Source organism: Microbacterium sp. NPDC077663, assembly GCF_044542795.1.
GTDB lineage: Bacteria > Actinomycetota > Actinomycetes > Actinomycetales > Microbacteriaceae > Microbacterium.
In genome coordinates this window covers 78302-104130 of the sequence record NZ_JBITVE010000004.1, presented here as the reverse complement: position 1 = coordinate 104130, position 25829 = coordinate 78302, and the positions used below count along the sequence as shown (strand labels likewise).

Annotated in this window: 21 protein-coding genes and 2 tRNA genes; 6 read left to right on the top strand and 17 right to left on the bottom strand. The window is 64.7% G+C overall.

The features are described from left to right. Positions 1-47: 47 nt before the first annotated feature. Entirely contained in the window at positions 48-1061 is a 1014-nt protein-coding gene (locus ACIGEP_RS16375) for a DUF916 domain-containing protein (protein ID WP_396662706.1), read from the top strand. 562 nt (positions 1062-1623) lie between these two features. On the opposite strand, the gene ACIGEP_RS16370 is transcribed toward ACIGEP_RS16375, so the two are convergent. After that, the gene (locus ACIGEP_RS16370; protein ID WP_396662705.1) at positions 1624-3264 is read right to left on the bottom strand and encodes an ATP-binding protein; all 1641 of its coding nucleotides are present in this window, start codon (positions 3262-3264) and stop codon (positions 1624-1626) included. Between the two features lie 522 nt (positions 3265-3786). Between ACIGEP_RS16370 and ACIGEP_RS16365 the strand changes: the two genes are divergently transcribed. After that, positions 3787-4242 carry a hypothetical protein gene (locus ACIGEP_RS16365; protein WP_396662704.1) on the top strand — a complete coding sequence of 152 codons (456 nt, stop codon included), beginning with the start codon at positions 3787-3789 and terminating at the stop codon, positions 4240-4242. On the opposite strand, the gene ACIGEP_RS16360 is transcribed toward ACIGEP_RS16365, so the two are convergent. Continuing rightward, positions 4232-4543, bottom strand: a complete 312-nt coding sequence (locus ACIGEP_RS16360) for an ATP-dependent DNA ligase (RefSeq protein ID WP_396662703.1) — start codon at positions 4541-4543, stop codon at positions 4232-4234. The genes ACIGEP_RS16365 and ACIGEP_RS16360 overlap by 11 nt on opposite strands. Before the next feature lie 241 nt (positions 4544-4784). Here ACIGEP_RS16360 and ACIGEP_RS16355 point away from each other — a divergent pair, with 241 nt between their 5' ends. Both ACIGEP_RS16355 and ACIGEP_RS16350 read left to right on the top strand, forming a co-directional pair. Then, positions 4785-5009 carry a hypothetical protein gene (locus ACIGEP_RS16355; protein WP_396662702.1) on the top strand — a complete coding sequence of 75 codons (225 nt, stop codon included), beginning with the start codon at positions 4785-4787 and terminating at the stop codon, positions 5007-5009. Between the two features lie 1131 nt (positions 5010-6140). Further along, positions 6141-6353, top strand: a complete 213-nt coding sequence (locus ACIGEP_RS16350) for an AEC family transporter (RefSeq protein WP_396662701.1) — start codon at positions 6141-6143, stop codon at positions 6351-6353. A 115-nt stretch (positions 6354-6468) separates the two neighbouring features. Here the strand turns inward: ACIGEP_RS16350 and ACIGEP_RS16345 are convergent, their stop codons facing one another. The 10 genes from ACIGEP_RS16345 to ACIGEP_RS16300 all read right to left on the bottom strand — a co-directional run bounded on the left by ACIGEP_RS16345 (position 6469) and on the right by ACIGEP_RS16300 (position 18488). Next, on the bottom strand, positions 6469-7068 hold the full coding sequence (locus ACIGEP_RS16345; RefSeq protein ID WP_396662700.1) for a hypothetical protein: 600 nt from the start codon (positions 7066-7068) through the stop codon (positions 6469-6471). Then, the gene (gene tatC / locus ACIGEP_RS16340; RefSeq protein ID WP_396662699.1) at positions 7007-7789 is read right to left on the bottom strand and encodes a twin-arginine translocase subunit TatC; all 783 of its coding nucleotides are present in this window, start codon (positions 7787-7789) and stop codon (positions 7007-7009) included. Before tatC ends, ACIGEP_RS16345 begins: the two co-directional genes overlap by 62 nt. Further along, positions 7786-8067 (bottom strand): twin-arginine translocase TatA/TatE family subunit, encoded by a 282-nt coding sequence (locus tag ACIGEP_RS16335; RefSeq protein WP_396662698.1) that lies wholly within the window; start codon positions 8065-8067, stop codon positions 7786-7788. Before ACIGEP_RS16335 ends, tatC begins: the two co-directional genes overlap by 4 nt. A 42-nt stretch (positions 8068-8109) precedes the next feature. Continuing rightward, positions 8110-9120, bottom strand: coding sequence for an intradiol ring-cleavage dioxygenase (locus tag ACIGEP_RS16330; protein ID WP_396662697.1), 1011 nt, complete (start codon positions 9118-9120; stop codon positions 8110-8112). Between the two features lie 430 nt (positions 9121-9550). Then, positions 9551-12076, bottom strand: a complete 2526-nt coding sequence (locus tag ACIGEP_RS16325; RefSeq protein WP_396662696.1) for a glycoside hydrolase family 66 protein — start codon at positions 12074-12076, stop codon at positions 9551-9553. Positions 12077-12127: 51 nt separating this feature from the next. After that, entirely contained in the window at positions 12128-13858 is a 1731-nt protein-coding gene (locus tag ACIGEP_RS16320) for an alpha-glucosidase (RefSeq protein ID WP_396662695.1), read from the bottom strand. Then, a complete protein-coding gene (locus tag ACIGEP_RS16315) occupies positions 13845-15446 on the bottom strand; it encodes a glycoside hydrolase family 66 protein (RefSeq protein WP_396662694.1) in 1602 nt (533 codons plus the stop codon). Before ACIGEP_RS16315 ends, ACIGEP_RS16320 begins: the two co-directional genes overlap by 14 nt. Positions 15447-15448: 2 nt before the next feature. Beyond that, on the bottom strand, positions 15449-16291 hold the full coding sequence (locus tag ACIGEP_RS16310; RefSeq protein WP_396662693.1) for a carbohydrate ABC transporter permease: 843 nt from the start codon (positions 16289-16291) through the stop codon (positions 15449-15451). After that, positions 16288-17217, bottom strand: coding sequence for a carbohydrate ABC transporter permease (locus tag ACIGEP_RS16305; RefSeq protein ID WP_396662692.1), 930 nt, complete (start codon positions 17215-17217; stop codon positions 16288-16290). The genes ACIGEP_RS16310 and ACIGEP_RS16305 overlap by 4 nt, the downstream gene beginning before the upstream one ends. Continuing rightward, positions 17217-18488, bottom strand: a complete 1272-nt coding sequence (locus ACIGEP_RS16300; RefSeq protein ID WP_396662691.1) for an extracellular solute-binding protein — start codon at positions 18486-18488, stop codon at positions 17217-17219. Before ACIGEP_RS16300 ends, ACIGEP_RS16305 begins: the two co-directional genes overlap by 1 nt. A gap of 122 nt (positions 18489-18610) precedes the next feature. Here ACIGEP_RS16300 and ACIGEP_RS16295 point away from each other — a divergent pair, with 122 nt between their 5' ends. Beyond that, positions 18611-19750 (top strand): ROK family protein, encoded by a 1140-nt coding sequence (locus ACIGEP_RS16295; RefSeq protein ID WP_396662690.1) that lies wholly within the window; start codon positions 18611-18613, stop codon positions 19748-19750. A gap of 917 nt (positions 19751-20667) precedes the next feature. Here ACIGEP_RS16295 and ACIGEP_RS16290 read toward each other — a convergent pair. The 5 genes from ACIGEP_RS16290 to serS all read right to left on the bottom strand — a co-directional run bounded on the left by ACIGEP_RS16290 (position 20668) and on the right by serS (position 24494). Beyond that, a tRNA-Ser gene (locus ACIGEP_RS16290) sits at positions 20668-20759 on the bottom strand. A 73-nt stretch (positions 20760-20832) separates the two neighbouring features. Then, positions 20833-22122, bottom strand: a complete 1290-nt coding sequence (locus ACIGEP_RS16285) for an LCP family protein (RefSeq protein ID WP_396662689.1) — start codon at positions 22120-22122, stop codon at positions 20833-20835. A gap of 20 nt (positions 22123-22142) precedes the next feature. Further along, a tRNA-Ser gene (locus ACIGEP_RS16280) sits at positions 22143-22227 on the bottom strand. 99 nt (positions 22228-22326) lie between these two features. Then, positions 22327-23232 carry an HAD-IIB family hydrolase gene (locus tag ACIGEP_RS16275; protein ID WP_396662688.1) on the bottom strand — a complete coding sequence of 302 codons (906 nt, stop codon included), beginning with the start codon at positions 23230-23232 and terminating at the stop codon, positions 22327-22329. Then, the gene (serS, locus tag ACIGEP_RS16270) at positions 23229-24494 is read right to left on the bottom strand and encodes a serine--tRNA ligase (protein WP_396662687.1); all 1266 of its coding nucleotides are present in this window, start codon (positions 24492-24494) and stop codon (positions 23229-23231) included. Before serS ends, ACIGEP_RS16275 begins: the two co-directional genes overlap by 4 nt. A 103-nt stretch (positions 24495-24597) precedes the next feature. On the opposite strand from serS, the gene ACIGEP_RS16265 reads away from it, so the two are divergent. Then, entirely contained in the window at positions 24598-25767 is a 1170-nt protein-coding gene (locus ACIGEP_RS16265) for a diacylglycerol/lipid kinase family protein (RefSeq protein WP_396662686.1), read from the top strand. Positions 25768-25829 lie beyond the last annotated feature (62 nt).

Genomic DNA, 25829 nt, shown 5'->3' with positions numbered 1-25829 from the left:
GCCCGGCGCGCGCCGGGCCCCTCCCCCTCTCATCAGAAGGACCACCCGTGCCGCTCTCATTTCCCGCCGCTGTCGCCACCCCGCTCTTGGCGGCCGGTCTGCTTGTGCTCGCCTCACCGTCGATAGCGATGGCGGATACCGCCACGCAGGATGTCGTTGGGTGGACCGTGGAGACCGCGGATAACGACCTCGGCAGCGGCCGCGGCAATTTCGGGTACGACGTGGCACCGGGCGAAGTGATCCGCGACTCGATGATCGTCGTCAACACCGGCACGGTCGAGCTTCCTCTCGACGTCTACGCCGCGGACGCGTTCACCACCTCAGGTGGCGATGTCGACGTCCTGCTTGACGGCACGACCAGTGAGGGCGCCGGCACCTGGGTGGAGATCGAGAAGTCATCCGTCCGGCTCTCCCCCGGCGCCCACACGGAGATCGATTTCACCATCACCGTGCCGAACGATGCCCGACCCGGCGACCACGCCGCCGGGATCGTCACTTCGCTCGTCACGTCGGACGCGTCCCAGACCCTCGCGGTGGACCGCCGGCTCGGCACGCGGATCAACGCCCGCGTCGCCGGTGCCCTCATCCCCTCCGCGCAGATCACGCAGGCCACCGCATCCTACGAGCCGTCGTGGAATCCGTTCGACACCGGAGTCGTGACCGTCACCTATGCCCTCGAGAACACCGGCAATACCCGCATCACAGGCGTGGAAAAGGTCTCCGTGGCCGGGCCGCTCGGTCTCCTCGGAACCGACGCTGGAACGGCCGGCCTTCCGGAGGTGATCCCCGGTTCGACGGTTGAGATGCAGCGCACCATCGAGGCGACCTCGATCGGGTGGCTCAGCACCACACTCACCGTCCGCCCGGAAGGCATCGGGCTTGGCGCGGGCGCTGTCGCGCCCATCTCCGTCGATGTCGCGTTCCCCGCTGTCCCGTGGTCGCTCTACGCACTGCTGGTGGGCGCTGTCGCACTCGTCGGCGTCGTTCTGCTCGTCGCTCTCCGCCGTCAGCGAGCGCGGGCGGCGAAGAGTATGGCTGAGGCTGTCCCCCATGACGAATGAGTGTTCCTGCGCGAAGGCCGTGCGGATCGGACCGTCGATGAGGTCTTCCTCATAGAGCCCTGTTCGATGCGCAATCGCAGCTGACAGCTTCTATTTTATCCAGCCCATGGGGAAATCCTTGACGAGATCCTCCGCGGCGTCCTAACTGGGCAGTACCAGATCTGGTTGGGCGCAACGATTGGAGAGGAACTGTTGGCAGTGGGCGTGAGGAAACTTCTTGTGGGAGCGGCGGTCGCTGCCGGCCTCGCTGTGGCGTCGGTTGTGGTACCCGCCACTCCGAGCGTGGCGGCGAAAGTTGCGGCACCATGCTCAGGCGCTCCAACCGGGACAACCTCGGGGAACATCGTGTTCTCGTGCCGAGGCCGTGCGTACATCAACGTCAGCTATCTCTGCCGGGATCTCATCAAGTCCAGCACGCTGGTCGTTAGCACGTCCGGTAGCTACTCCTTCAAGGTCTGTGGCGGCGGTGTCGTAGTCACGCGTTGGAGCTGGCACCAGTTCTAAGCGTTTCCAACTGCGGGCTTCGTGGCAGCCTGGCGTGATCCGCCTCCGAGCGTGAAGCTCAGCGCGGTGGTTGGGCGGTGGGGATATCGATGGTGATGGTGGTGTGCCTGCCAGGGAGGCTGTCGATGTGAACGTGACCGTCGTGTGCGAGGGCGATCGCACGGACGTTGGTGAGTCCGAGGCCGAACCCTTGGATCTCGCGCGAGCGCGCGTAGGGGGTGCGGTAGAACCGGTCGAACACGCGACGCTGTTCCGCATGGGTAATACCCGGACCCACATTGGTGACCGCAATCTCGATCCGGTTTCCCCGCGCACGGTAGCTGAGCGTCACGGCGCTCTCGGGCGCACCGAACTTGACCGCGTTGGTGAGGAGCTCGAAGACTGCGATGACTAGCTGATCCCCGTCCGCATGCGCACGTGCGGGTCCCGGACCGACGATGTCGATCCGCATACCTCGAGCAGCCGCGAACGGAGTCACATTGCCCGCTGCGGCCTGCACGACTCTCCCGACGTCCAGGACGCTGATCCTGAGGGTCTTCTCACTGTCGTTGGCGTGCAGGAGATCTCCCACGCGGTTGAACAGGTCGTTTGTCTTGCGGGTCACGATCTCCACGTAACCGCGGAGCTTCTCGTCGGCTGGATCTGCGGCGTCGGCGATGAGGTCGAGGAACCCGGTGATGCTCGTGATGGGAGTTCGCAACTCGTGTGACACGGTGCGCAGGAACTGCTCACGGACCTCGACAGCATCTGCCAACTCGGTCACGTCATACGCCACGACAACAGTGCCCAGAAGCTGACCGTCCTCGCGATGAACGCGTCCAGAGGAAGCCAGAATTGCGACCTGAGCGTCCGGGGGCCCTAACCATTCGACGTGGTTGGTGACTGTTTCTCCGCGCAGAGCGCGCGGGATGATCTGCTGGTTGTACGGGATCGCGCTCATACGGTCGGCGGCTAGAACGTTGTCGCCTGCGTAGGGTGGCTGGTCGAGCTTGAACCCGACCATTTCCACCATCTGGTGGGCGAGAGGGTTGGCGACGTCGAGCTTGCCTTCGTTGTCGTAGAACGCGACACCCGCGTTGACGGTGTTGAGAATCCCGAGCGCGATCGCTTCTGCGTCCTTCGCCTCCCGCAGCGCTGCCGCCTGCGCGCGAGACGCCGCTGCGAGCCGCTGCGCGTTGCGTCGCAAGTGACGTGCAGCGACGAACACAATGATTGCGATCCCGATCACCAGAACAGGGAAAGCAACCACAGTGGCCCACGCGGCCCCGGTTTCAGGCCACTCACCCAGATATACGAAGCGGTACGAGGTCACCAGCGCTGCACCGATCACGGCGACCACGATCCCGTACCAGGGGAACCCGTAGGCGAGCCACAAGATGGGGAAGAGGGCAAGGACCGTCACGGCAGGCACGTACGTCATGAGCTCCGCACGCAGCAACGCCACCGCGATGAGATCGACCACTGCAACGGGGATCAACCAGGAAGGCGCCACCTTCTCCCACGGAAGGACTACGCCCGCGATGGTCGCGATCGCCGTCAACAGGAATCCCGCTAGAACAACAGGCGTGAGCAAACCGGTCGGGTGTGCGACACCAGCAACAACCCCGATAAACGCGGTCCCCACCGCAAACGGAAACTGCGCCCGCATGAACACACGAAGCCGACCACGTCGACTCGCTTCCATTTCAAATAAAGGCATCCTCGCCCCACCCTCCTCCAGCCACTCAGGCCCAGATAGACGAACCGTACGTCATCCCAGAGATAAGACCGACAAAGGTCCCCACACCGGAACGAGCGACCGGTCCGATGATCGATTTAGGGGACGGGCGACACGGTCACCTCACCCTCCATCCCATGAGGTCTTCCTCACGAAGCTCCTTTCCGACATGAATCGTTCTACGCTCGCTGGGTACGTCTGCACTTTGGGGGTGCAGTTGCGCGCCGGAATCAGATGTGGGGACCTGTCGAAGCCGTGGCGTACAGACCAAGGTTCGGCAGATGAACCCCCGTTGTGTGTGCCGAATCTTGGTCCGGCTCGCTGCGAAAACCACGGGGACAGCCGCCACCTCGCGAGATGTCATTCTGCTGGCACTGTCTCGAACCGATCCTCGGAGCGGAACGGCGCCGCCTAGTTCGTCAACTGTGCGGATCAGTCGATAATGAGAGAGCGTTCGGGGCCGGCCGCGCGCACTTTGTGCAGCGACCCGACGAAGAAGGTCTGATGCCGTTCCGCAGCAAGCAGACACTCGAAAACTGGCTCACCGACTTTCGCAACGCCAACGTTGCTGGTGACCACATCCGTGTGATCCTCCAAGACGGCTCTGACGGAGCAGACACCGGCCTGGTGATCATGCAGTTAGGAAGCGCCGCCGCGTCGCTTTACATGCAACCGGTTGAGATCGGGGAAGCAAAGCGGCGTGTCACGATCGTCCCCGCCCTGAACGACACCGACCTCAGCAGTGAACAGCTCCACACCCTCTCCGCGGAGCTGTCCGTCGCCGCACGGCTCTGCACGTACCTCGAAGCGCGTTCAATTGGGCGCGAGGAAGACGCCGAGGAGACGTCGGACCCCGAGGCAGCCAGTGACGCAAAATCTCTGACTGTGGCGGCGGTTCCACCGGATACGCAGCGGAACCGCCTGAGCTTGAGGGAGCTCTTGGACCTCATCAGCCAGTAGGGCCGCTCGGAGCCGGCTCGTCGACGGTGACCAGACCGGCCGGGCTGTTCGCTCGGGACGCGAGTGCTCTCACCCATGCTGGGTTGATCTGATCGACGCGGCCCCGGTATCGGTACACGAGCGAGGAGCGGCTGTGCACCCACACCGTCGACCTGCCCCCGCCGATGTGCGACTCGTCGTCCCACATGAACATGAACGGCTCACCCCGGCGCAGCTTTGTTCCGATCAGGACCTCCAGATGCGCAAGGGTCCGGTCGTCGACCTCGAGCACCGTGTGCCCCTCGTACATCAGACGACCCATCAGCAACCTCCCGGTGATACCCCCGCATGCGACGGCCCCGCCGGAGGGAGCCCGCGGGGCCGTCTGAGCGACATCGAACCGCCTGCGAGAACCATATCCCTGGTGCGTGCAGCCGGGCCGGGTGTAGCTTGCACGCGGCGGTCTTCTACACACCGCCGACGCCTCACCTGGTCCACACCCCCAGGTGAGGCGCCCCCCGTCCCAGGGATATGGTGAAAGCCGGCGGTGCCCCGCTCACCACGTGCCGGATGCCCCCCCCGTGGAGGATCAGCCCACGCCGCGCTACGCCCACCCCACCGGCGCCGACGACATCGCCGACGCAGTGACGGCATTCGGCAGCCCCGCAAAGGTCGCGATCATCCGGCACCTGCGCGTGCACCCCGGGGGCGAACCCTCACAGCTCGGTGGCGCGGAGTCATTCGAAGGCGTAGCGCGCGAACGGGTACTCCCCCGGGTCCGCCGTTAACGACCTCGAGGCGATGCTGACGACGCTGATCGACGTCACCAGCACTCTCTGAAACATGAGGGCGAGGAGGGTGCGGACGTCGTCTGAGCATGCGGGGAAAGCAGAGGCCCGGGGAACTGCCGTCTCTGGGGCCGGAGGGACCCGTGGAAGGAAGGGCGGCCTCCACATCGAGCATTACTCGGTGGAAGCCGCCCCCAGGCGTGCACAATTTCACCCGGGGTGCTGCGCCCGCAGTGTCGACGCGTTGGGGGCATGTCGACATTTGAAACATAGGGAATGGCTGGGGCGATTCTGAACCCCTCGCCCTCACGAGGTGGAAGCGCTACCATTCCGCGGCGCCCTTCGGTTAGGCTCGGCTTCCCTATTCCCCGGCGGATGGGCGGCGCGACTGCTCGGCAGGCAGAACGGGGGTCTGCCTGCCGAACAGTGCTGCGATGCATCGCAGCGGATCCCGCTCGGTGACGCGTCCCCATACGCGGTACCCCAGCAAAGCCTCGGAGAACCCTGCCCCCAAACGGGCCCTCAACGGGTATCGGCCGCTACCTTCGTCGTTTAATCTCCGACGCTCACCGGGGCGTGCAATCGAGGCGAGTGTGTGATGGCGTCTGCGGCTCGACTCCCGGAGGTAATACGACGATCCGCGCCACCCTTCTCGTCGGAACCACCGAAAGCGATCATTTTCGGCAGGTCCTAGAGGGCCTTCGCGAGCTCGGTCGTGATCGTGCGCCGCAACGAGCCCGTTACTCTTCGGAATGTGCTGGACGTGCTCACCGGGTTCGCGATCATTGTGATCGTCATCGCCGGCTCCGATCGTCCTGCTCCAAGTCTTGCTCCTGGCACCGATTGCACTGACCGTCCTCGACATCGCAACCAGCGGTGAAGCTCGAGTCGGACGCATCCTGCTGCAGCCGGTGAAGAACCCAATAGTCATCGCCTCGGTGTTGGCGTGCTCCTCGCGGTGACGGGAATCGAACTCCCGAGCGTCATGATGGAGCCGCTCAAACTCGTGGGTGCCGCCGCGGTGCCAGCTGTGCTCATCGGTTTCGGTATTTCTCTGCACGGCCAGCGAGTGCTGGCTCCCGGATCTACTGACAAAGTGTCTTGATCGCATCAGTCATCAAGGTCTTGCTCATGCCGCTCGTCGCCTGGGTAATCGGCTCAGCCTTCGCACTCCCGCCCGAGGTGCTTCGAGCCGTTGTGGTCATGGCCGCGCTCCCGGTTGCGCAAAACGTCTTCAATAACGCTCAGCAGTACGACGCTTCGGTCGCCGTTACAAGCGACAGCATCTTCATCACCACCATCGGGTCGATACCGGTACTGCTCATCGCTTCGGTAGTTCTGTAGCGGTCTTCGACCCCGCCGAAAACCCCCGCCAAAACCAGGTTCTGATCCACGTTTCCGACATGCACCTCAGCAGCCTTCACGCGGTGCGGCCAAAAACGATTGTTTCCGGTGGGGCTCAGACCGTCGGCGTGGGTCCCGTATCGGTTCGGTGCAACGTCGCGGTTTCGAGAACAATTCGCTGTCGATCGATCGTCTCTGCTTGCAGCCGTCGTGGGTCGTCGGGGGCAAGATCGCTGATGAGGATGCGGCGCGGGTGGGCGGCGTCGCCCGTTGTGATGTAGCGCTGGCCGGGACGGATGCGGTCTTCTCCGCCCACCGCAAGATCCTCCCCGTCGGGAGTTTCCAGTGGGGAGGCGGGGGCTTGTTGCTCGGCGGGGGTCGATGTTGCGGCGGTGGCCGGTTCACTGAGCGCTTCTCTGACGAGGTGGCGCGGATCGAATCGATGCAGGTTGAGGTCGTTCCACTCGGTGCGGGTGAGGGGCACGCCCAACTCGTCGACGGCTCGAGATCGTGCGGTATCGACGTATGCGCGCAGTGAGCGGACCGTGTCGGTGAGCGTGCGCGTGGCGGATGTGAGCCTGTGCGGGCCGATGATAAGACCCGCGAAGATCGCGAGGACGATGAGCTTTTCGAGGCTGAGTCCGAACACTGTGTTATCCGTTCTTCTGGGCCAGTCCGGGAGATGTACCGATGCGGCGCGCGATACGGCGGTCATGGAGGTGAGCGATGCCGACCGCGCCTGCGAAGAGGGCTGACATTGGTATGGCGATGAGGAACATGGACATGATGTCGGCAGCGGGCGTGACGAGTGCGCTGAAGACCGTGATCCCGACAACGACGAACCGCCAGCTGCGTGTGATGGTGGCGGCGCTCAGCACCCCGACGGCGTTGAGTAGCACGATGAGCAAAGGGAGAACGAACGCGATCCCCGTGGCGACGACGGTCTTGAGCACGAAGTCGACGTACGTCGAGGCGGTGAGGATCGTGCTGTCATCGGTGTCTGCGAACGAGGTGAGCAGCTCGACCATGTGAGGGAACACGGTGAATCCGAGGGCACAGCCGGCAATGAACAACACGATCGCGGTCAGCGTGTATCCGAAGGTGTACCGGCGTTCTCGGGGTGTGAGCCCGGGCGAGAGGAAGCGGAACAGCTGGAACAGCCAGACCGGGCTCGCCATCACAATGCCAGCGACGACGGCGACGCGAACCTTGAGGTCGAACGCGCCGGTGACGCTGTCGTAGTTCAGGCTCGCGTCGCGGGAGGCCGCGATCTGCTCGATCGGAACGCGAAGTATGTCGAGTATCTGGTCCGAAAAGGCGAAGCCGGCGACCGTCGCCAGGACGAGGGCCACCGCTGCGCGGAGGGTGCGCCCGCGCGCCTCTTTGAGATGCGCTCCGAGAGGCATGTCCCCTCGCGCGGCGGTGGCGGCGGTCACGATGCTCGCGGGCTCGACAGTGGGACTGCCAGGGTGGTCGGTTCTGATGCCGCGGCGGGTGCGGTCGTGAGAGGCGAAGCGGGCACGGCATCATTCGTGGCGAATCTCCCATCCGCGGTTGCCGCTGGCTCGGTAGCCGAGTCGGCTGCCTCGTCTTTCAGGATACGAACGGATTGTCCGACGCTCCGGGCCAGTGCCGGCAGCTTGGCGGCGCCGAAGATGATGAGGACAATGGCGAGGATGATGAGGGCGTGCCAGCCCGTGAGGTTTTGCAGCATGAGCGATGGTTCCTGTCTCGTTGTTGGTTGTCGTGGGAATGGCTATGGGCGCGAACCGCCGTCGGGGGGCGTGCCCATTCCGTCAGGGCCGCCGCCCATGCCCCCTCCGCTGGGCGCCTCGGAAAGTGTCATGTCGGTTGTCGTGTCGACGGCGACACTGAGCGCACCCACGTACCCGCTCGCGGGATCCCCGCTGAACGTGCCCATCTGCAAGTCAGCACCGTCGCTGAAGACGTTGTCACTGTCGAGCCCGCCCACGCCGGCGAGGTTCTGCGCCGACCCCGGGTAGGCGTCGAGCTTGTAGATCTTGTCGAGCATGTCTTCAGGGAATGCGACCTGCGAGATGGCGATCGCGTTCGAACCTTCGGTGGCCGAGGCGGCGTCGGGGTAGACCTCGAAGTGGATGTGCGTCCACCTTCCGGTGTAGCAACCGGGGACGATGGTCTGAAAGGTGACCTGACCGTTCGCGTCGGCAACCTGCACGCCACGGAGGTAGGTTTCGTCCTCCACCCCCTCGGAGTACATCGAGTAAAGACCGTTCGCATCGCACTGCCACGCATACACCGCCACCCCCTCGAACGGTACGTTCCCATTCGCGAGGTCGCTGATCGTGAAGGTGAATGACAGTGGAACGCCCTCGACGGTGTTGCCACCCTCCAGGCTCGACGTAATGTCGCTGCGGACGATCCCCGATTCCTCGAGAACGTTCACACCGTTCGTGCCATCCGCGGGGTAGGGCCCGTTCGTCTCGTCTGGGATCTCCGTTGTCGCCGCAGCGGCGCTCGAAGATGCGGAGGGGGTTGTGCTCGAAGTCGCGCCGGAGGTCCCGGGCGATGACGATGCGGAGGAGGCTCCGACGGTCGCCGAGCACGCCGCGAGAGCAACGGTCCCCGCACCCAGACCGACAAGGCTCAGCACACTACGACGGCTGACGAGGGTCCGGATGTCAAAACCGGCACCCTGATCCACCACCTCGTCATCTGGCCGGTCGAGCAACCGCCCCTCATAAGACGGGCCGGCTGGGGTCTGATCGGGCTCGGGAATACGGGACATCTCGAATCTCCTTCAAGTCTGTCCCGATTGTTCGGGAACGGATCCAGACTCGGAGACGAGAGCTAACGCAGTTTTGACCGAATCTTTCGTTTTCCTATGAAGATTTTCCCCGCGGGGCGAGTCTCAGATCTCATCACCACTCAGTCGTCGAGGACATCGCGTGCAGCAAGAGCGCCAACGCCGACAACCTCACGGCACTCTCCGGATCCGCCGGAAACGATCGTTTTCGGCAAGGGTGTCCGTAGCCAAAAATTGATCAAGCTCCCGCAGTGATGTCCGGGAGCTCGAGGCGGATTGGTCCCACCAAGCGAAGGCCCCGTTAGAGGCGGAGAAAGTCAGCTGAGCCTTAGAAGCAACGCCGACATGCGGCTGATATCTGCATCTGCGACGTCCGGTGGGGCCGTAAGCGGCCCCACCGGAGGTTTGCGCATTACTGCGGCGTAGTCCACTTCTGGCTCGCGCCGGCGTGACATGACCAGAGGTGCGCCCGGGTGCCGTTCGCGAGCGATCCGCCCACGATGTCGAGGCACTTGCCACTGGCGGGGTTACGGTACTGACTCTGCCCTGTGCGTTCCCAGGTCTGGCTGGTGGCCGAGGAGCAGTCCCACAGGTGGGCGAGCGTTCCGTTCGAGGTGCCCCCTGCGACCAGATCGAGGCATTTGCCGAGGGCTTGCAACTTGTTGTTTGAGTAGGTCCAGGCCATTGCGGGGACGCTCGCACAGTCCCACACCTGGATTGCGGTGCCGTTGGCGGTGCCCCCACCTGCGACGTCTAAGCACTTGCTCGCCTGCGTCACGACGTTGCCGTTGTCACGCGTTGAGTCTCCGAAGTAGACGAAGCTCCAGTTCTTGAGCTGGGGGACGGTGAAAGAGACGAACCTGCCGCCACCGTCTGTGCCCGTAGTGAAGTTCAGAGTCTGAGAACGCCCGCCGTTGTCGGGACTTGCGACGCGGATGGTGGACGGGAACGGCTTGTCGTCCAAGTAGTACTTGACTGGCAGGTTCGTCAGCGTGGGTGCGGACGCAGCGGGCTCGCGCCAGCGATCGTCGTTGCCCTTCAAGTTGATGAGGTGCAGGATGTCCCGTCCGTCGTTCCTCATTGGCGTAGCCCAGATGGTGTCGGCGGTCCCGTCATCGCTGACAGTGTGGCCCGTGACTTGGACTGTGTTCGGAAGCTGCCGCAGTGTGGGTCCGTAGAACAGGTTCTCGTAGCCCGTGATTACGTCGTAGTAGGACTCCATCCATTTCTGGAGTTCGTTGCTCATTTGCTTGGAGTCGTCCAGGAAGTAGGGAGCGACAAGCATCTGGTCGCCCTGGCCCATCTCGATGTGTGTGGCTCCGTTGGCGGCGAGTGCGGCGTTCGCGAGCTGCACCGAGGGGGTGTTGAAGGTTCCTAGGGTGATGCTGTCGAGGTTGACGAATCCGGTGTCTGTTAATTCGACGGACACCTTGATGGTGTGGTTCCCGGCTGAAAGGTAGGTGCCGAAGCCGGCTTCAGTGTTCCAGGCGCCCCAGCCGTTGGTCGGGGACATCCTCAGCGTGCCCTTCTTCACACCGTCGACCCAGACTGTTCTGGTGGCGGTGTTCCCCGTCCCGTTGGTCCATGCGGGCACGATCCCGTACCGGCGCGATTCCGGCACGTTCACGCTGAGGGTGACGCTGTCGCCGGTGTCACCGAACTGGTCAATGAACCCGGCTCCCGAGTAGCCGGAGTGATTGGTGTTGGTGCCTACGCCGACTCGGGCTCCTGCTTCCGCCTCGTAGCGGTCGCCGGTGTTGCTTCGATAGTTCAGGTATGCAGCGGTCACAGCTGCTTTCCCTCCGGACTGCGCTCGCTGGGTGGCGAGGTAATCCTGGACTTCGGCGTAGGTCTCGTGGTTCTCCCACAACTCGGTGTAGAGGTAGTCGCTGTCGGAGCTCGCGAGGGATGAGCCGGCGAACCCGTCGACGGCGTTGAAACCGACGGGCTTGCCCGTTTCCTCACGGGTGTCTGCGACGAGGTCACGGAAGCCGATGGGGATGTCGATGGGATTGCCGGCGGCATCGGTCATGCCGCCGTTGGAGGCACCGTCGCCCCAGTTGCCGAGCTGGTCGATGTGGGTGCCGTCGAAGTCGAACGTGTCGATCTGATCCGAGTACTGCGAAGTGATGTGGTCCCGCCAATTGGTGTTGGTTGGGTCCATGATCCACAAGTTGGTGTCAGGCCGATTCGGCAGCATCTGGAACTTCCAGTCGGTGCCATTCTTCGCATACTTCAGACGCCAGTCGGCGCTGACGCCATTCGCGGTGAATCCCTCGAGAGCGGCGTAGCTCATGGAGTACGGCAGCGCAGCCATGTTGAGGTCGTGTCCCGCGTCGATGAGTCCGGACACGGTGGAGGGAGCGATGACGTCGCCATTCCACGCGGTCCATGAGTCGACGAGCTCGCCTGAACTGTCGCGCTCGATGGGCGCCTCATGGCGCCACATCCAGTCGTAATACTGCAAAGCGTTGAGGTGGTACTTCTCAGACAGCTCGGCAACGACTTCTTCCCGCTCAGCCGCGGTCATTCCGGCGGGGTATTCGTCGAGGTAGCCCATCCTCGGGAATCGTGTCCAGGTGCTAGAGACATCGATCGCTGTTTGGGTTGCAGTGGTCCCCGCGTCGACGTGCACCATGTACCCGGTGAAATCGGATGTTGGTGGCGTGACGGTCCAGTTGACAGTTCCGGTTCCGGTGGCCTGGACAGTTCCCGTCTGCACGACGACACCAAGGTGCACAAGTGAGAAACTGACGGCGCCGGTTCCTGCGACCTCGGCGGTTACGGTGACCTGTTGGCCGGGGGCGTATCGCGCTTTATCAGTCCACGCGTCGCTCACCGTTGCGGCGGTGGCTGGGAGCGCTGGAAGCACAACTCCTGCGGCGACGAGGACCGCGGCGGCGGTAATGCCGAGCGACCGATTGACGGATCTTCTCACGTTCATTCTCCTGACTACGTTGTCGGGTGCCCACCCCGCGGAAGAGGGCGATCAGAGGCTGTAAATGCGCGCTTCCCAGGGGCGGAGCTGTGGACCCGTCGCCTCTTCGTTCGCCCAGTTGGTGAGTAGGAGACGACCGGACCAGATGGTGGGGTGGTCGTCCTGGAGGTCGGCCTTGGTGTTCGACGAGGACAGGTTCGCCACCACGACCAGGGTTGTTGCGTCGAGTTGCCTTTCGAAGGCGAAGACCGCCCTCGAATCGGCGTCGATCCGTCGGAAGGATCCGAGAGCGACAACGGGGAGCTCATGTCGGAGTGCGATGAGCGCTCGGTAGTGCTCGAAGACGGAGCCGGCCCGTCCGTACTGCGCTTTTGCGTTGAGCCACGAAGTATTGGGGTTGACGTCGATCCACGGCGTGCCCTCTGTGAACCCTGCGAGGGGATGGCTGGTCCACTGGACGGGTGTGCGAGCGTTATCGCGTCCTACTCGGCGGATGTCGCTCAGCACCAGGTCCTCCGTGATGCCCGCTTCAATCTCTACGGAGAGGTGATTGAGGCTTTCGATGTCGCGGAGCGCGGAGGTGGTCAAGAATGGGTGGTTCGTCATTCCGATCTCTTCGCCCTGATAGATGTAGGGCGTTCCGCGTTGCATGTGGAGGATGGTGGCGAGTGCAGTCGCCGACTCTCTCCACCAGGTCTTGTCGTCACCGAACCTGCTGACAGGGCGGGGCTGGTCATGGTTGGAGAGGTAGAGGCTGTTCCATCCGGTCTCGGCGAGAGCGTCTTGCCATGTCGTGAATGACTCGGCAAGATCACCCGGACGCAGGGGTCGGTGCGTGAACTTCGAGCCCTCGCCGTGGTCGAGCCCCACATGCTCGAACTGGAAGACCATGTTGAGCTCGTGTCTCGCAGGGTCCGTGAACGCTTTCGCCTGCGCGGGCGTCACCCCGGGCATCTCGCCAACGGTCAGCATGCCGTCGCGCCCCGCAAAGACTTCCCGGTTCATCTCCTGTAGGTATTCATGCAGGCGGGGGCCGTGCGCGTAGAAGGGGAAGCCATCGCCGTAGGTGTCGAGGTCACCGGGGGCGTCGGGGTAGGTGGGGTCTTTCGATATGAGGTTGATGACGTCCATTCGGAAGCCGTCGATTCCACGGTCCAACCAGCGACGCATCATCGCGTACACCGCCGCGCGCATCTCCTCGTTCTCCCAGTTGAGGTCAGGCTGGCGGCGGTCGAACAGGTGCAGGTAGTACTGGCCCGTGGTCGCATCAAGGTCCCAGGTGGATCCCGAAAAGAATGACTTCCAGTTCGTGGGTTCGCTTCCGGGGCGTCCCGGAGTGGTGCCGGGGCGTGGATTCCGCCAGATGTACCAGTCGCGTTTCGCGTTGCTGATCGAGGACCGTGACTCTATGAACCAGGGGTGCTGGTCAGAGGTGTGGTTGACCACCAGATCCATGACGATTCTGATGCCTCGACGATGAGCTTCTCCAAGGAGTTCGTCGAAATCAGCCAGTGTCCCGTAGACGGGATCGATTTGCTCGTAATCGCTGATGTCGTAACCGTTGTCCGCCTGCGGTGAGCGGTAGATCGGTGACAGCCAGATGACGTCAACTCCGAGGCGCTCCAAATGATCCAGGCGGCCGAGGACGCCTCGCAGATCTCCGATGCCGTCGCCATTCGAGTCTTGGAAGCTCCGCGGGTACACCTGGTAGACGACCGCGCTTTTCCACCAGTCCGTGTTGGACCCAGCGAGGACAGCGGGAGTGAGGTCAGTAAGTGACATGCAGGACCTGCCAGATGTGGAGAGGAGGAAGCTCGGCGATGGCGTAGTCACCGTCGATGCGAACGGGAACCTGGATGAGGCGGGAGGTGCCGTCTGGGTCGGCGACACGAATGCGGGGTGTGCGACCGGGGATGTGTCGCATGCGAAGCACGCCACCGTCGACCGCGACGGGCTGCTCGCGAACGGCATCCCACTGCGTGTCGGTCTGCTGAGCGAGGTTGATGAGGTGGACGATCAGGTCGGACCCGTACGACACCACTCGACGCCAAACCGCGCCGCTCGTCGGGTCTGATGCCACGGGGGCCGAGGGGTAGGTGACGTCGAGGTCACCGTTGTACTCCCCCACGTACGACGATGTCACCTCGTGCAGGTCGGAGCCCATGAGGATCTCGTCGTGCTCGACGAGGAAGTCGTACCATCGAGCCAAGAAGGACAAGGTCTCCTCCGACGCTTCCTGATTGCGCACGTAGTACGGGTCGACGAGCAAATTCCCACCCTCCCCGACGAGCAATTGAGTCGCACCGTGGGAGAAGAGGGTGGCCATCGTGAATGCCGCTGAACGGTCGCCTGTCTGGGCGTCGACGCTGTCATAAATGTGCTGGTAGGCGGCGAGCACGATCGGTTGCCCAGCCGAAGTAGACCGCGCGCGGCTCGTGATGTGGGCGAGGGACTCGAGCGTGAGGTTGGGCTCCCACGGCTCGATGTAGACGGCGTCTTGAGGGAGCGATGCGGTGCGCCAGGTTGGGAAGTCGTTGACGTTGTTGAAGATGAGTCGGGCGTCAGGTAGTTCGTCACGGACCTGGGTGATGAGTGTGGCGAACGACTCGGCGACGTCTACCGCAGTCCCGCCTGGTGTGGCCGCGAACTTGGGGTAGCCGTACTGATCCAGGTGGTACCCGTCGAAGCCGAGCGCGATGCTCGTGCGGCTGAGTTCGGCACGGAAATGAGAGAGCCACTCCGGCGCGGCGGGGTCGAGAATGAACAGGAAGTCACCGAGTGCGTAAGGTTCTCCGGTCGGTCGGAGAAGAGCGTGCTGTTTCCAGGTCGGCCATTCTTCTGGGCCGGCCGCGTAGACGGCTGCGTATCCGATCGAGTCAGTGCCGACGTCGCGGTAAGCCGCGATCAGGCTTCGGACGGTGTCCAGGCTGATCGTCTGGTCGAGGGCATCCGCGTAGCTCTCCCCCCCACCCATGAGATCGGCATGCCGGTAGGCCCAGTCATAGAACTGGATGCCGTTGAGGTGCAGACGTCGGGCGAGTTTGGCGCAGGCAGTCGGATCTTTCTCGGGGAGATAGCTCGCAACGAAGCCGTACCGCAGCCGAGCGCGGGGAGTGGAAGTGACCTCTACCGCCGTTCGAGCACAGAGCTCACCATCGATCGTCAATTCGATGCCGTAGGAGCCCTCGGGCAGTGTTGGCCCTTCCCAGCGAGAGACGTTCGCGACGGGAGAGCGCGAGACCATCTCACCGAGCTTCCACACGGAGACCTCGCCCGAGTAACGGCCGGACTCGGGCCGCTCGATATCGATAGTGATGCCCTGGCTCGGAGCATAGGTTGCCCGTGTGGGCAGCAGGGTGATGTCTGACATGGTCATCCTTTGACGGCCCCCGAGGTGAGGCCTTGTACGAAGTGGCGTTGGAACACGAGGTAGACGACGATCACAGGGACGATGGCGATCACCGAAGCTGCGAAGACGAGGCCCCACTGGGTGGCGTTCTGTCCCTGGAAAAGTTGAATCGCTATCGGCAACGTCCGGTTGTCGGGGTTGTTGATGATTGTGAGAGCCCACGCGAATTCGTCCCAGCTCGCCAGGAACGTGAAGATCGTCGCGGTTGCTAGCGCCGGTCGCGCGAGCGGGATCGCGAGCCGCCAGTAGCGAGTCCACGCGTTCGCGCCGTCGATCTGCATTGCTTGATCGAGTTCTCCAGGAAGCGCGGCGAAGAATCCTCGAAGGAGGAACACGTTGAGGGCAAGGGACCCTGCGACGTAGAACACGATGAGCCCCGCGAGGGAGTCGAGAAGGTTGAAGTACTTCGCCAGCACGAACTGCGGGATGATGAGCATCATCGCCGGGACCATGAGTCCTATCAGGAGGACCCGGAACAGCACTTCGCGGCCCCGGAACTCAAATCGTGCGAATCCGTAGGCCATCATCGAGCTGATCAGCACGGACAGTGCCGTCGAGACCACGGCGACGATGACGGAGTTGGCGGCGTAGCGAGCGAAGTCCTGCGTCGTCCATGCCTGCGCGTAGTTGCCCCAGGTGAAGGGGTCCGGGATGAATTGCGGCGGTGTCGTGAGCACGAATGCTTGCGGCTTGAAGGACGTCGACAGCATGTACAGGAACGGCGTTGTCATCACCGTCGCACCCGCGATCAGCGCAGCGACGCGAAGGGCTGTGAGCGCACGGGCCCCCTGTTGCCGGCGGCTCATGACAGTTCCTCGTCGGTTCGGTCACGGAAGACCCTCAGCTGGATGACGGAGAAGATGAAGACGAGGAGGGTGAGGAGAACTGCCAGAGCTGCTCCGTAGCCAAAGTCGAGGTTCGAGAAGGCTTGCTGGTACATGAAGGTGAGCAGGACCTCCGTCTGGCCGCCCGGGCCCCCTGCGGTCATCAGCAGGACGGATGTGAAGACGTTGAATCCTCCGATGACGAGCATGACGATGACAAACAGCATCGCCGGCCAGATGGCAGGTACGGTGACCGCTCGGAACCGCTGCCACCAGTTCGCACCGTCAAGCGCTGCCGCTTCCTCCAGCGACTGCGGGACACCCTGGAGCGCTGCTAGGAAGATCATCATCGACCAGCCGATGCCCTTCCATACGCCCAGCGCGCAGATGGCGACGAGCGCAGTCCACCGGTTCGAGAGCCACGAGGTGTCGGACCCGAGCACGAAGTTCACTAGTCCCTGGTCGGCGAACAGGTACTTGAACAGCAAAGACACGACGACCCAGCTCGTCACCACCGGGAGGTAGAACAGCACACGGAAGAGAGGCTGTGCTGGTGCTTTGGATCGCAGCAGCATGGCGATCGCCAGCCCGAGAATGATCTGGGGTGGCACGGTGAACAGCATGTAGATCCCGCTGTTCGCCAGGCTCAACCAGAACCGGTCGTCGTCGAAGGCGCGGATGTAGTTGTCGAAGCCGACGAACTCGCTCGCAGCTCCGCGGAGGATGTTCCAGTCGTAGAGGCTCATCTGGGCGGCCTGGATCATCGGATAGACGATGAAGACAGCGAACAGAATCGCGCCCGGCAGGATGAACAGCCACGGCGTAGCGTCGAAGCGTCGTCGACGATGCCTTGTGGGAACTGAGCGGGAGGCGACGCGCGCCTCCCGCTCAGCGGTGAGAGCGGTCACTAGTTCTGGTTCTCCGCGAGTAGCTCATCGATTCGCGCCGCGGCCGAGGCGAGGGCCGCCTCCACTGTGGTCGTTCCTTCGAAGGCGGGGACGAGTTCCGTGTTGAGGATGGTGTCTACTTCCCCGGCCTGCGGGATCGGGAGTCGAGCCCGTGCGGTTTCAAGCTGGTCCGCGAATGCGTCAAAGTAGGGCACGAGTTCGGCCTGCTTCTCCGCCAGCGACGGCTTGACCGACATCTGGCCCGCCTGAGCCATCCCGAGCTGATACTCCTCCGACTGGGTGAAGGCGACGAAATCGTACGCCGCGTCAGCATGGGCTGTGCCTTCCGTCACGACGATGCTCTCGCCGCCAACGACGCTGATGGATCCCCCGTCGCCTGCGGGCACGGGCGCGTAGATCGGCTCGAAGTCGGGGTACTGTCCTGCCCAGATGTCCTGCATCCAAGGACCGTCCAGAATGCTCGCGTAGGCGTTCGTCGGGAGCCCGTCGCTGGTGGACGTTGCACCTGTGTTGCCGGTGATCAGGTTGGGGATCTGTCCTGCTTGGTACAGGTCCACCAAGAGCTGCACACCCGACACGCTTTCGGGGCTGTCCAGGTAGCCGGTTGCTTTGGTCAGGTCGGGATCGGCGATGTCTCCCCCGGCGGACCAGATCCATGGCATGACGTTCCACGCGCTGAGCCCGCTGTCCGCGAACGCGGCGACGTCCGTTCCTTCCAGAGCCTTTGCCATCTCGCGGAGGTCGTCGAAGGTCGCCGGGGGTGCATCGATCCCGGCGGCCTCGAGCGCGGACTTGTCGGTGACCAGGACGCGGGTGTTGGTGTTTAGCGGGAGGCCGTAGTAGTCGCCGTTCCACGCTGTCGTTTCAAGCGTGCCTGGATAGACCTCGGCGGCCAGCTTCTCGAAGTCCGGCATCTCGCCATTGAGCTTGCGGTATACGCCGAGCTCGGCGAACTGGGACACCCAGCCGATGTCAGAGCGGATCAGATCCGGTAGCTCTCCCCCGGCTGCGCTGGTCGTCAGCTTTTGCTTGAGACCGTCGTACGGCATGTCGACATAGTTCACCGACACGCCCGGGTTGGCTTCCTCGAACGCGGGAATCAGCTCGTTCTCCAACACCTCCGTCTGAGCGCTGTTGCCTCCGTTGCCGTACGTCCCCCAGAACGTGAGCGTGATGTCTTCAGACGGCGCGTTCGCAGACGAACATCCAGCGAGGATGATGCCTCCCACAGCGACGAGCGCGCCGGCGGAAGCGAAACGTGTTTGCCTCATTGCAGTCTCCATTTCGGGCGGTTACTGGACCGCTCAATTATTTGAACATATGAAGTTAAAGCTACGCAAGTACCTGATGTATCGTCGGCTTCGACAACATTTGCTTCACGGACGAAGAAACGATGGTCTGGGACCCGCGCGATAGAGCAGCACAGGAAGTCGCCCTAGAGGTGCTTCTCCATGGCCCGCTCAGCCGAACCGACATTGCCCGGCGGTTGAACTTTGCGCCGGCCACCCTGACGCGGGCGAGCTCAGAGCTGATCGCCGGGGGGTTGCTGGTGGAGTCTGGTCAGATCGTGGAGGGTCGAGGAAGGCCGTCCACGCTCCTCGACGTGGTTGCCGGCTCACATCACTTCTTGGGCGTCAAGGTGTCTGTGGACACGTTGACCGCGGTGGTGGTGAATTTACGAGGGGAATCGGTGACCCCGATACGGATCCTGAAGCACAACGGTGACCCTCAGGAGGTCGCGGACGGCGTCGTCGGTCTCGCCTCAGACTTCTCTAACGAGTTTGTGCTCGATGGCGTCGGGATCGCCGTCGGCGGGGTGGTGGGGGACGATGACCTCATCGAATCCGCGCCGTTCTTGAAGTGGAGCGCAGTTCCCCTCGCCGCCATGGTCGAGGATGCAAGCGGACTGCGAACCGCGTGTGCGAACGACCTGGAGGCCTACACGCGTGCGATGCACTGGTTCGGAGAAGGCTCGGGACACAATAGCTTCGCCGTCCTGACTCTGGGCGTCGGCGTGGGCTACGGGTGCGTCGCGAACGGCGCTCCGCTTCTCTCCCCCGACTCGGGGGTCGGCCTCGTCGGCCATTGGCCATTGGATCCCCTCGGCCCCATCTGCAGTCACGGACACCGTGGGTGTGCCGAATCGATGTTGACCACGCCGTTCATTGAGCGCCAAGCAGCGGAAGCTCTCGGACAACATCAGCCCTGGCACAGCCTGCTCGAACTCCATAACCAACATGACGAGGCAGTCAGGACCATCTTCGCGCGCGCCGCGCTGGCCTTCGGCAAACTCGTCGCGGCTGTCGCGAACCTCACGGCACCGGAGCTTGTCATAGTCGGAGGTGAGGGAGTTGGGCTCATCAAAGCCACTCTCCCTACTGTCGAAGCAGGAATCCTCCAGCACCGGGACCCCCGAGCATCCCACGTCCCTGTGACCATTGCCACCGACTCGAACGAAGAATGGTGCCGCGGTGCCGCGGTCCCGGCACTACAGCGATTCGTTCTCAACCGCGGCTACGCATCAGCGTCCTAAACGTCACCGCGGGGCACCTACGACGACCCAGGCCTTAGTCCGTCAGCCAAGCCACAGCGTAGTCATTTTGTCGCCTCAGTTCCCCGCCGATAACCCACGCCGAAACCGGATTCTGACCGACGTTTTGGCGTGCGATTCACTGTCAGTCTCGCTGTGCGCTCGAAAACGATCCTTTTCGGTTGCGTTCCCTTCCTCGGTGCGCAGCGGGCCAACTGTCCCACCCTGGGACACCGAGCCCTTCGTTCACGGTTTCTGAGACCTCGCGCATAGGGGCCTCGACGACTACGAACCTGAACCCCAACGAACGTCCTAACTAACGCCGGGACGGAGACCCGCGGCACTCCCGCTGGACTGTCCCTGCGCTCATCCTCATGGCACCGCAGGCGGCCGCACTCCTGAGGGACACTATGCGCCAGGTCCAGACGACGCTGAGCGACCTCAAGGCGGCCACGACGAGCATCGTGGAGAGCATCGAGACGGCCGCGCGCATCGTCGAGCTCATTGCGGGCCTCTTCGGCGCGTGATGACTAGCGCACCGATTCGACCGCCGCCGAGGTCGACGCGGCTGCCGCCGTCGCTGCGGCCGCCGCCGCGGTCGCCGAAGCTGCGCCAATGCAGCCTGGAAGGCCGGCGACCGTCACGTGCGCATCGCGGCTTTCCTCTCGGCTGCACCCCAGGGGCCGGTCAGAGTGAGCGCGGCGAGGGAGGACATGCCGCGAAAGCCGTTGGCCCGACGTGGAGCCGAAGTATCCTCGACAGCCGGACAGGTCAAAGAATGCGGGAGATGCCGGCCAGAACATCAGCCAGATCAGCTCGGAGTTACCCAAATGTGGGCAAAACGTGGGCATAAGCGCCATACTCGCCATGATGGCCGAACTGAGAACCGCGGAAAATCAACGATCTCTGGCCGAAAATCGTGGCGGAGACGGAGGGATTTGAACCCTCGGTCCCCTAAAGGGGACTCCACCTTAGCAGGGTGGTGCACTAGGCCTGACTATGCGACGTCTCCAGGCATCCGACCGCGGGCGGCGCGGATGCACCACGCAAGCATAACCGCTCCGCGACGCGCCGCCGAACCGGGCTCAGCGCTGCGCAACGGTGCAGGTGACCTCGTTGGCCGACTGGCCCGTGATCTCGCCGGGCAGGTCGACGGTGCCGTCCTCGCCCGCGGGCGGGGTCTCCGTCGCACCAGGGGTCGCCGTACCCGTCGGGTCGGGTGTCGCGTTCGGATCGCCGGCCTCGCCGACGACCTCCACGCCGTTCCCGCCGCTCGCCGCACCCGTGATGCGGATCGGCTTGTTCTCGGCGAGCGCCGTGAAGAGCACGTCGGCTGCCGACGTCACCGGCAGCACGCGGGCACCGCCGGGTGCGTACACGGTCGGGTATTGCACGAACACGATGTCCTTGTACGGCACGTCCGCCACGGCCATCGCGATCTGGACCATCCGCTGCGGGTTGGTGAGCGACTCGCTGAGGATCAGCTGCTTCTCATTGACCTGACGCAGCGCGGTGTTGGCGAGGTTCAGAAGGGCCGGGTAGTTCGAGAGCACCTCGCCCGACTGCAGCTTGCGCACGAGCGAGCTCATGAACTGCTGCTGGTTCGAGATGCGACCGAGGTCCGATCCGTCGCCGATGCCGTGACGGATGCGGAGGAACTGCAACGCCTCGGCGCCCACGAGGGTGTGCTCACCGGCCGCGAGATCCAGGCCGGTGTGGCTGTCCTTGATGTCGTCGCTGAGGCACACATCGACACCACCGATCGCGTCGGACATGTTGATCACACCGGTCCAGCGGATGGCGCCGGCGAATTGGATGTCGACGCCGGTCAGCTCCTCGACCGTCGCCACCGAGCAGCTCAGCCCGCCGTAGCTGTACGACGTGTTGATCATCTGCGCACTCATCGGGGAGGACGAACTGCCGTCCGGCTGCTCGCACGCCGGGATCGGCACGATCATGTCGCGCGGGAACGACACGACGGTCACGCGGCGAGGAGCGTCGCTGATGTGCACGAGCATCGTGACGTCGTTGCGCTCGCCGCCGTCGTCGTGCGCACAGCGCGGGAAGAGCTTCAGGTCCTGACCCTCGCACGAGTCGGTGCCGACGATGAGCATGTTGACGCCGCCCTCGATCTCACCGATGTGGGGCGGCAGCGGCGCGTCGTCGCCGATCGTCACGCCGTTCTCGTCGAGGCTGCGCGCGGCATCCCAGACGTAGAACCCGCCGATCGCAACGGTGCTGACCAGCACGACGGCGACGAACGCGGCGAGGATCGTGAAGACCTGGCGCAGCGGATGCGGTGAGGTGAGCGCTCCGTGACGGGCGACGGGTTGACGGCGGAACTTCGTCGCCTTCGCGTCATGCCTTGCGCTCACGGATCACCTTTCGGACAGTGCGGAGGGTGTGGGATTCGAACCCACGGGACATTGCTGCCCACCGGTTTTCAAGACCGGATCCTTCGGCCGCTCGGACAACCCTCCCGACCGCGCAGCTGGCCTCGGTCGAACAGGCCGAGTCTAACCGACCCCAGAACCCGTCCATTCTCGCGGGCGCGCCTGGATAGGGCCTGAACGGGCCGGTCAGAGGGCCTTCAGCACCGCCGTGACGCCGCCCTCGGTGACGGATGCCGTGAGCTCCGACGCCTCTGAGGTCACCTCGTCGGGGCCTTGCCCCATCGCGATCGCGCGGCCGCCGTGGGCCCGTGCCCAGCGGAACATGCCGATGTCGTTGCGCCCGTCGCCGATGACGACGACGTTCGACGGCGCGACGCCGAGCCAGCCGCGCACCATCTCGAGACCCGTCGCCTTGTCGACGCCCTGCGGCGCGATGTCGAGCCACGCCGACCACCCCACGGCGTAGGAGACCTCGTTCAGGCCGATCCGCGACACGAGGTCGAGGAAGTCCTGGTCGGTGCCCTTCTCGGACACCACCACGACGCGCGAGACGGGCTGCGCGGACAGCTCCTCGAACGGGACCTGCTCGGCGCGCGAGACGTTCCACTCGTCCATCCGGTCGGTGTAGAGCCGTCGCCCGTCGGGCAGCTCGACCATGTAGCGGGCGGTCGGGAGGTGGTCGCGCAAGAGGGTCAGGACCTCGGTCGCGTCGAACTCCTCGGTGTGGAACCGCTCGTACGCCATGCTCCCGGCGGGCCCGGTGCGGCGCAGGATGAGGGCACCGTTGGAGCACACGACGTATTCGGGCGTCAGCGCCAGTGCCTCCAGGACGTGACGGGTGCCCTCCCACGAGCGTCCCGTCGCGAGCATGACCTCGTGTCCGGCACGCTGCGCGTCGGCGACCGCGTCGATCACGCCCGGGCTGTAGGTCTCGTCCTCGAGCAGGATGGTCCCGTCGACATCGAGCGCGATGAGCAGTCGCTCGCGCGGGGGCTCGGCGGCATCCGTCGCGATTTGGTCGACGACGTCGGCGGCGTCCTCAGCGGGAACCGCGCTGACCTCGCCGGTGAGCGGGGCGTCGTCCGCACTCACGCGATCGGCTCCGCCACCTCGAGGCCGCCCAGGTAGGGGCGCAGGACCTCGGGGATGACGACCGAGCCGTCTTCGCGCTGGTGCGTCTCGAGCAGGGCGACGATCCAGCGGGTCGTCGCGAGGGTGCCGTTCAGAGTCGCCACGGGAGCGGTGCGTCCGCCCTCGGGGCGGTAGCGGATGTCCAGGCGACGCGCCTGATACGTGGTGCAGTTCGACGTCGACGTGAGCTCGCGGTAGGCGCCCTGCGTCGGGACCCACGCCTCGACGTCGTACTTGCGGGCGGCCGAGGAGCCGAGGTCGCCGGCGGCGACGTCGATCACGCGGTAGGAGAGCCCGAGGTCCTGCAGCATCCGCTCCTGCATCTCGACGAGACGCACGTGCTCCGCCTCGGCGTCGTCGGGTGTCGTGTAGACGAACATCTCGAGCTTGTTGAACTGGTGCAGGCGGATGATGCCGCGGGTGTCCTTGCCGTAGGAGCCCGCCTCGCGGCGGTAGCACGTCGACCAGCCGGCGTAGCGCTTCGCGCCCTTCTCGAGGTCGAGGATCTCGTCCATGTGGTACCCCGCGAGGGGCACCTCGCTGGTGCCGACGAGGTAGAGGTCGTCGTCGTCGAGGTGGTAGACCTCGTCGGCGTGCTGGCCGAGGAATCCGGTGCCGCGCATGACCTCGGCGCGCACGAGCGTCGGCGGGATCATCGGGATGAAACCGGCCTCGAGCGCACGCTGCAGGCCGAGGTTCATGAGGGCGAGCTCGAGGCGTGCACCGATGCCGGTGAGGAACGTGAACCGCGCGCCAGACACCTTCGCGCCGCGCTCGGTGTCGATCGCGCCGAGCATCTCGCCGAGGGCGAGGTGATCGCGCGGTTCGAAGTCGAACGTCACGGGCTCGCCGTGCGTTCGGAGGGTGACGAAGTCGTCCTCACCCCCGGCGGGCACGCCGTCGATGACGATGTTCTCGATGCGTGCGAGGGCGGCCGAGGCTGCCTCCTCGGCGACGGTGACCGCCTGCTGCGCGGCCTTGACCCGCTCGCTGAGATCCTTCGCCTGGGCGACGAGGGCGGCCTTCTCCTCCTTCGGCGCCTTCGCGACGCGCTTGCCGTGCGCATTCTGTTCCGCACGCAGCTCTTCGAAGGCGGTGATCGCGGCACGGCGCTCGCGGTCGGCAGCGAGGGCGGCGTCGACGGTGTCGGGAGACTCGCCACGGGCTTCCTGCGAGCGCTTGACGAGGTCCGGGGCGTCACGGAGAAGTGCGAGATCGATCACCCCTCGAGTCTAGTCGTGGGGTCCGCGAGCCCTGTCCTGGTGCGGGGATCGTGCGAGCGCAAGGGGGCACGGGCGCATGGGCGCGGGGCCCTATCCTGTACGCATGGCGACCGACCCCGGCACGACGCACGGTTCCGACGACGCGCACGACCCGGCGGCTGCGGCCGAACCCGACGGCGTCATCCGACAGCCCGAGGACATCCCGGCCGACACCGACAGCGACGAGTCGGGCGAGGCCCGCCGTGTCGATCGCCGTGGGTCGACCGAGCCCATGCCCGACGAGGAGGGACGCCCGAGCCCCAAGGCGGCGCTCGTCTACAACCCCATCAAGGTCGACGGCGACGCCCTGCGCGAGCAGGTCGCGCAGATGGCGAAGGATGCCGACTGGTCCGAGCCCCTCTTCTACGAGACCACCGTCGACGACCTGGGCGACGACGTCGCCCGCCAGGCCCTGAAGGAAGGGGTCGATGCGGTCCTCGTCGCCGGGGGCGACGGCACCGTCCGCGCGGTGAGCGAAGCGATGACCGGCTCGCCCGTTCCGCTCACGATCGTCCCCAGCGGGACCGGCAACCTCCTCGCCCGGAACCTCCGCCTCCCCCTCGACGACCCCGCCGCGATGATCGCCGCCACCTTCGACGGGGACACCCTGGCCATCGACGTGGGTCTCGCCCAGCTGCGCCGACCCGACGGCGAGACCGCGGAGCACGCGTTCGTCGTCATGGGCGGCATGGGCCTCGACGCCGCGATGATCGCCAACACCAACAGCGACCTCAAGAAGAAGGTCGGCTGGGTCGCCTACGTCGACGGCGCCGCGCGGTCGATCGCACAGGCCAAACCGTTCCCCGTCGTCTATCAGGTGCCGGGGCACCGGATCCACCGCGCCGACGTGCAGAGTGTGCTCTTCGCCAACTGCGGCTCGCTGCAGGCGGGACTCGAACTCATCCCCGAGGCATCCATCACCGACGGCGAGCTCGACGTCGCCATCCTGCAGCCGCGGTCCGCGTTCGGCTGGCTGCTCGTCTGGCGGCGCCTGGCGTGGGACAACAGTGTGCTCCGCAAGTTCCGCACCGGCCGCAAGATCCTCTCGCTGCGGACCGCCGACAACTCGGTCCGCTACTCCCGCGGCAAGGGCATCGACCTGGCCGCCGAGGAAGCACACCCGGTGCAGCTGGACGGCGACGAGTTCGGCGAGGCGACCCGGATCGCGGTCCGCGTCATCGCGGGCGGCCTCACCCTCGCCATCCCGAGCGGGCACTCCGTCGAGGCCGTCTGAGACATTCCGCGCCGGAATGCAAGGGGCGGCGGCGGCCTGCCCGGGGTGACCAGGATGAAGGC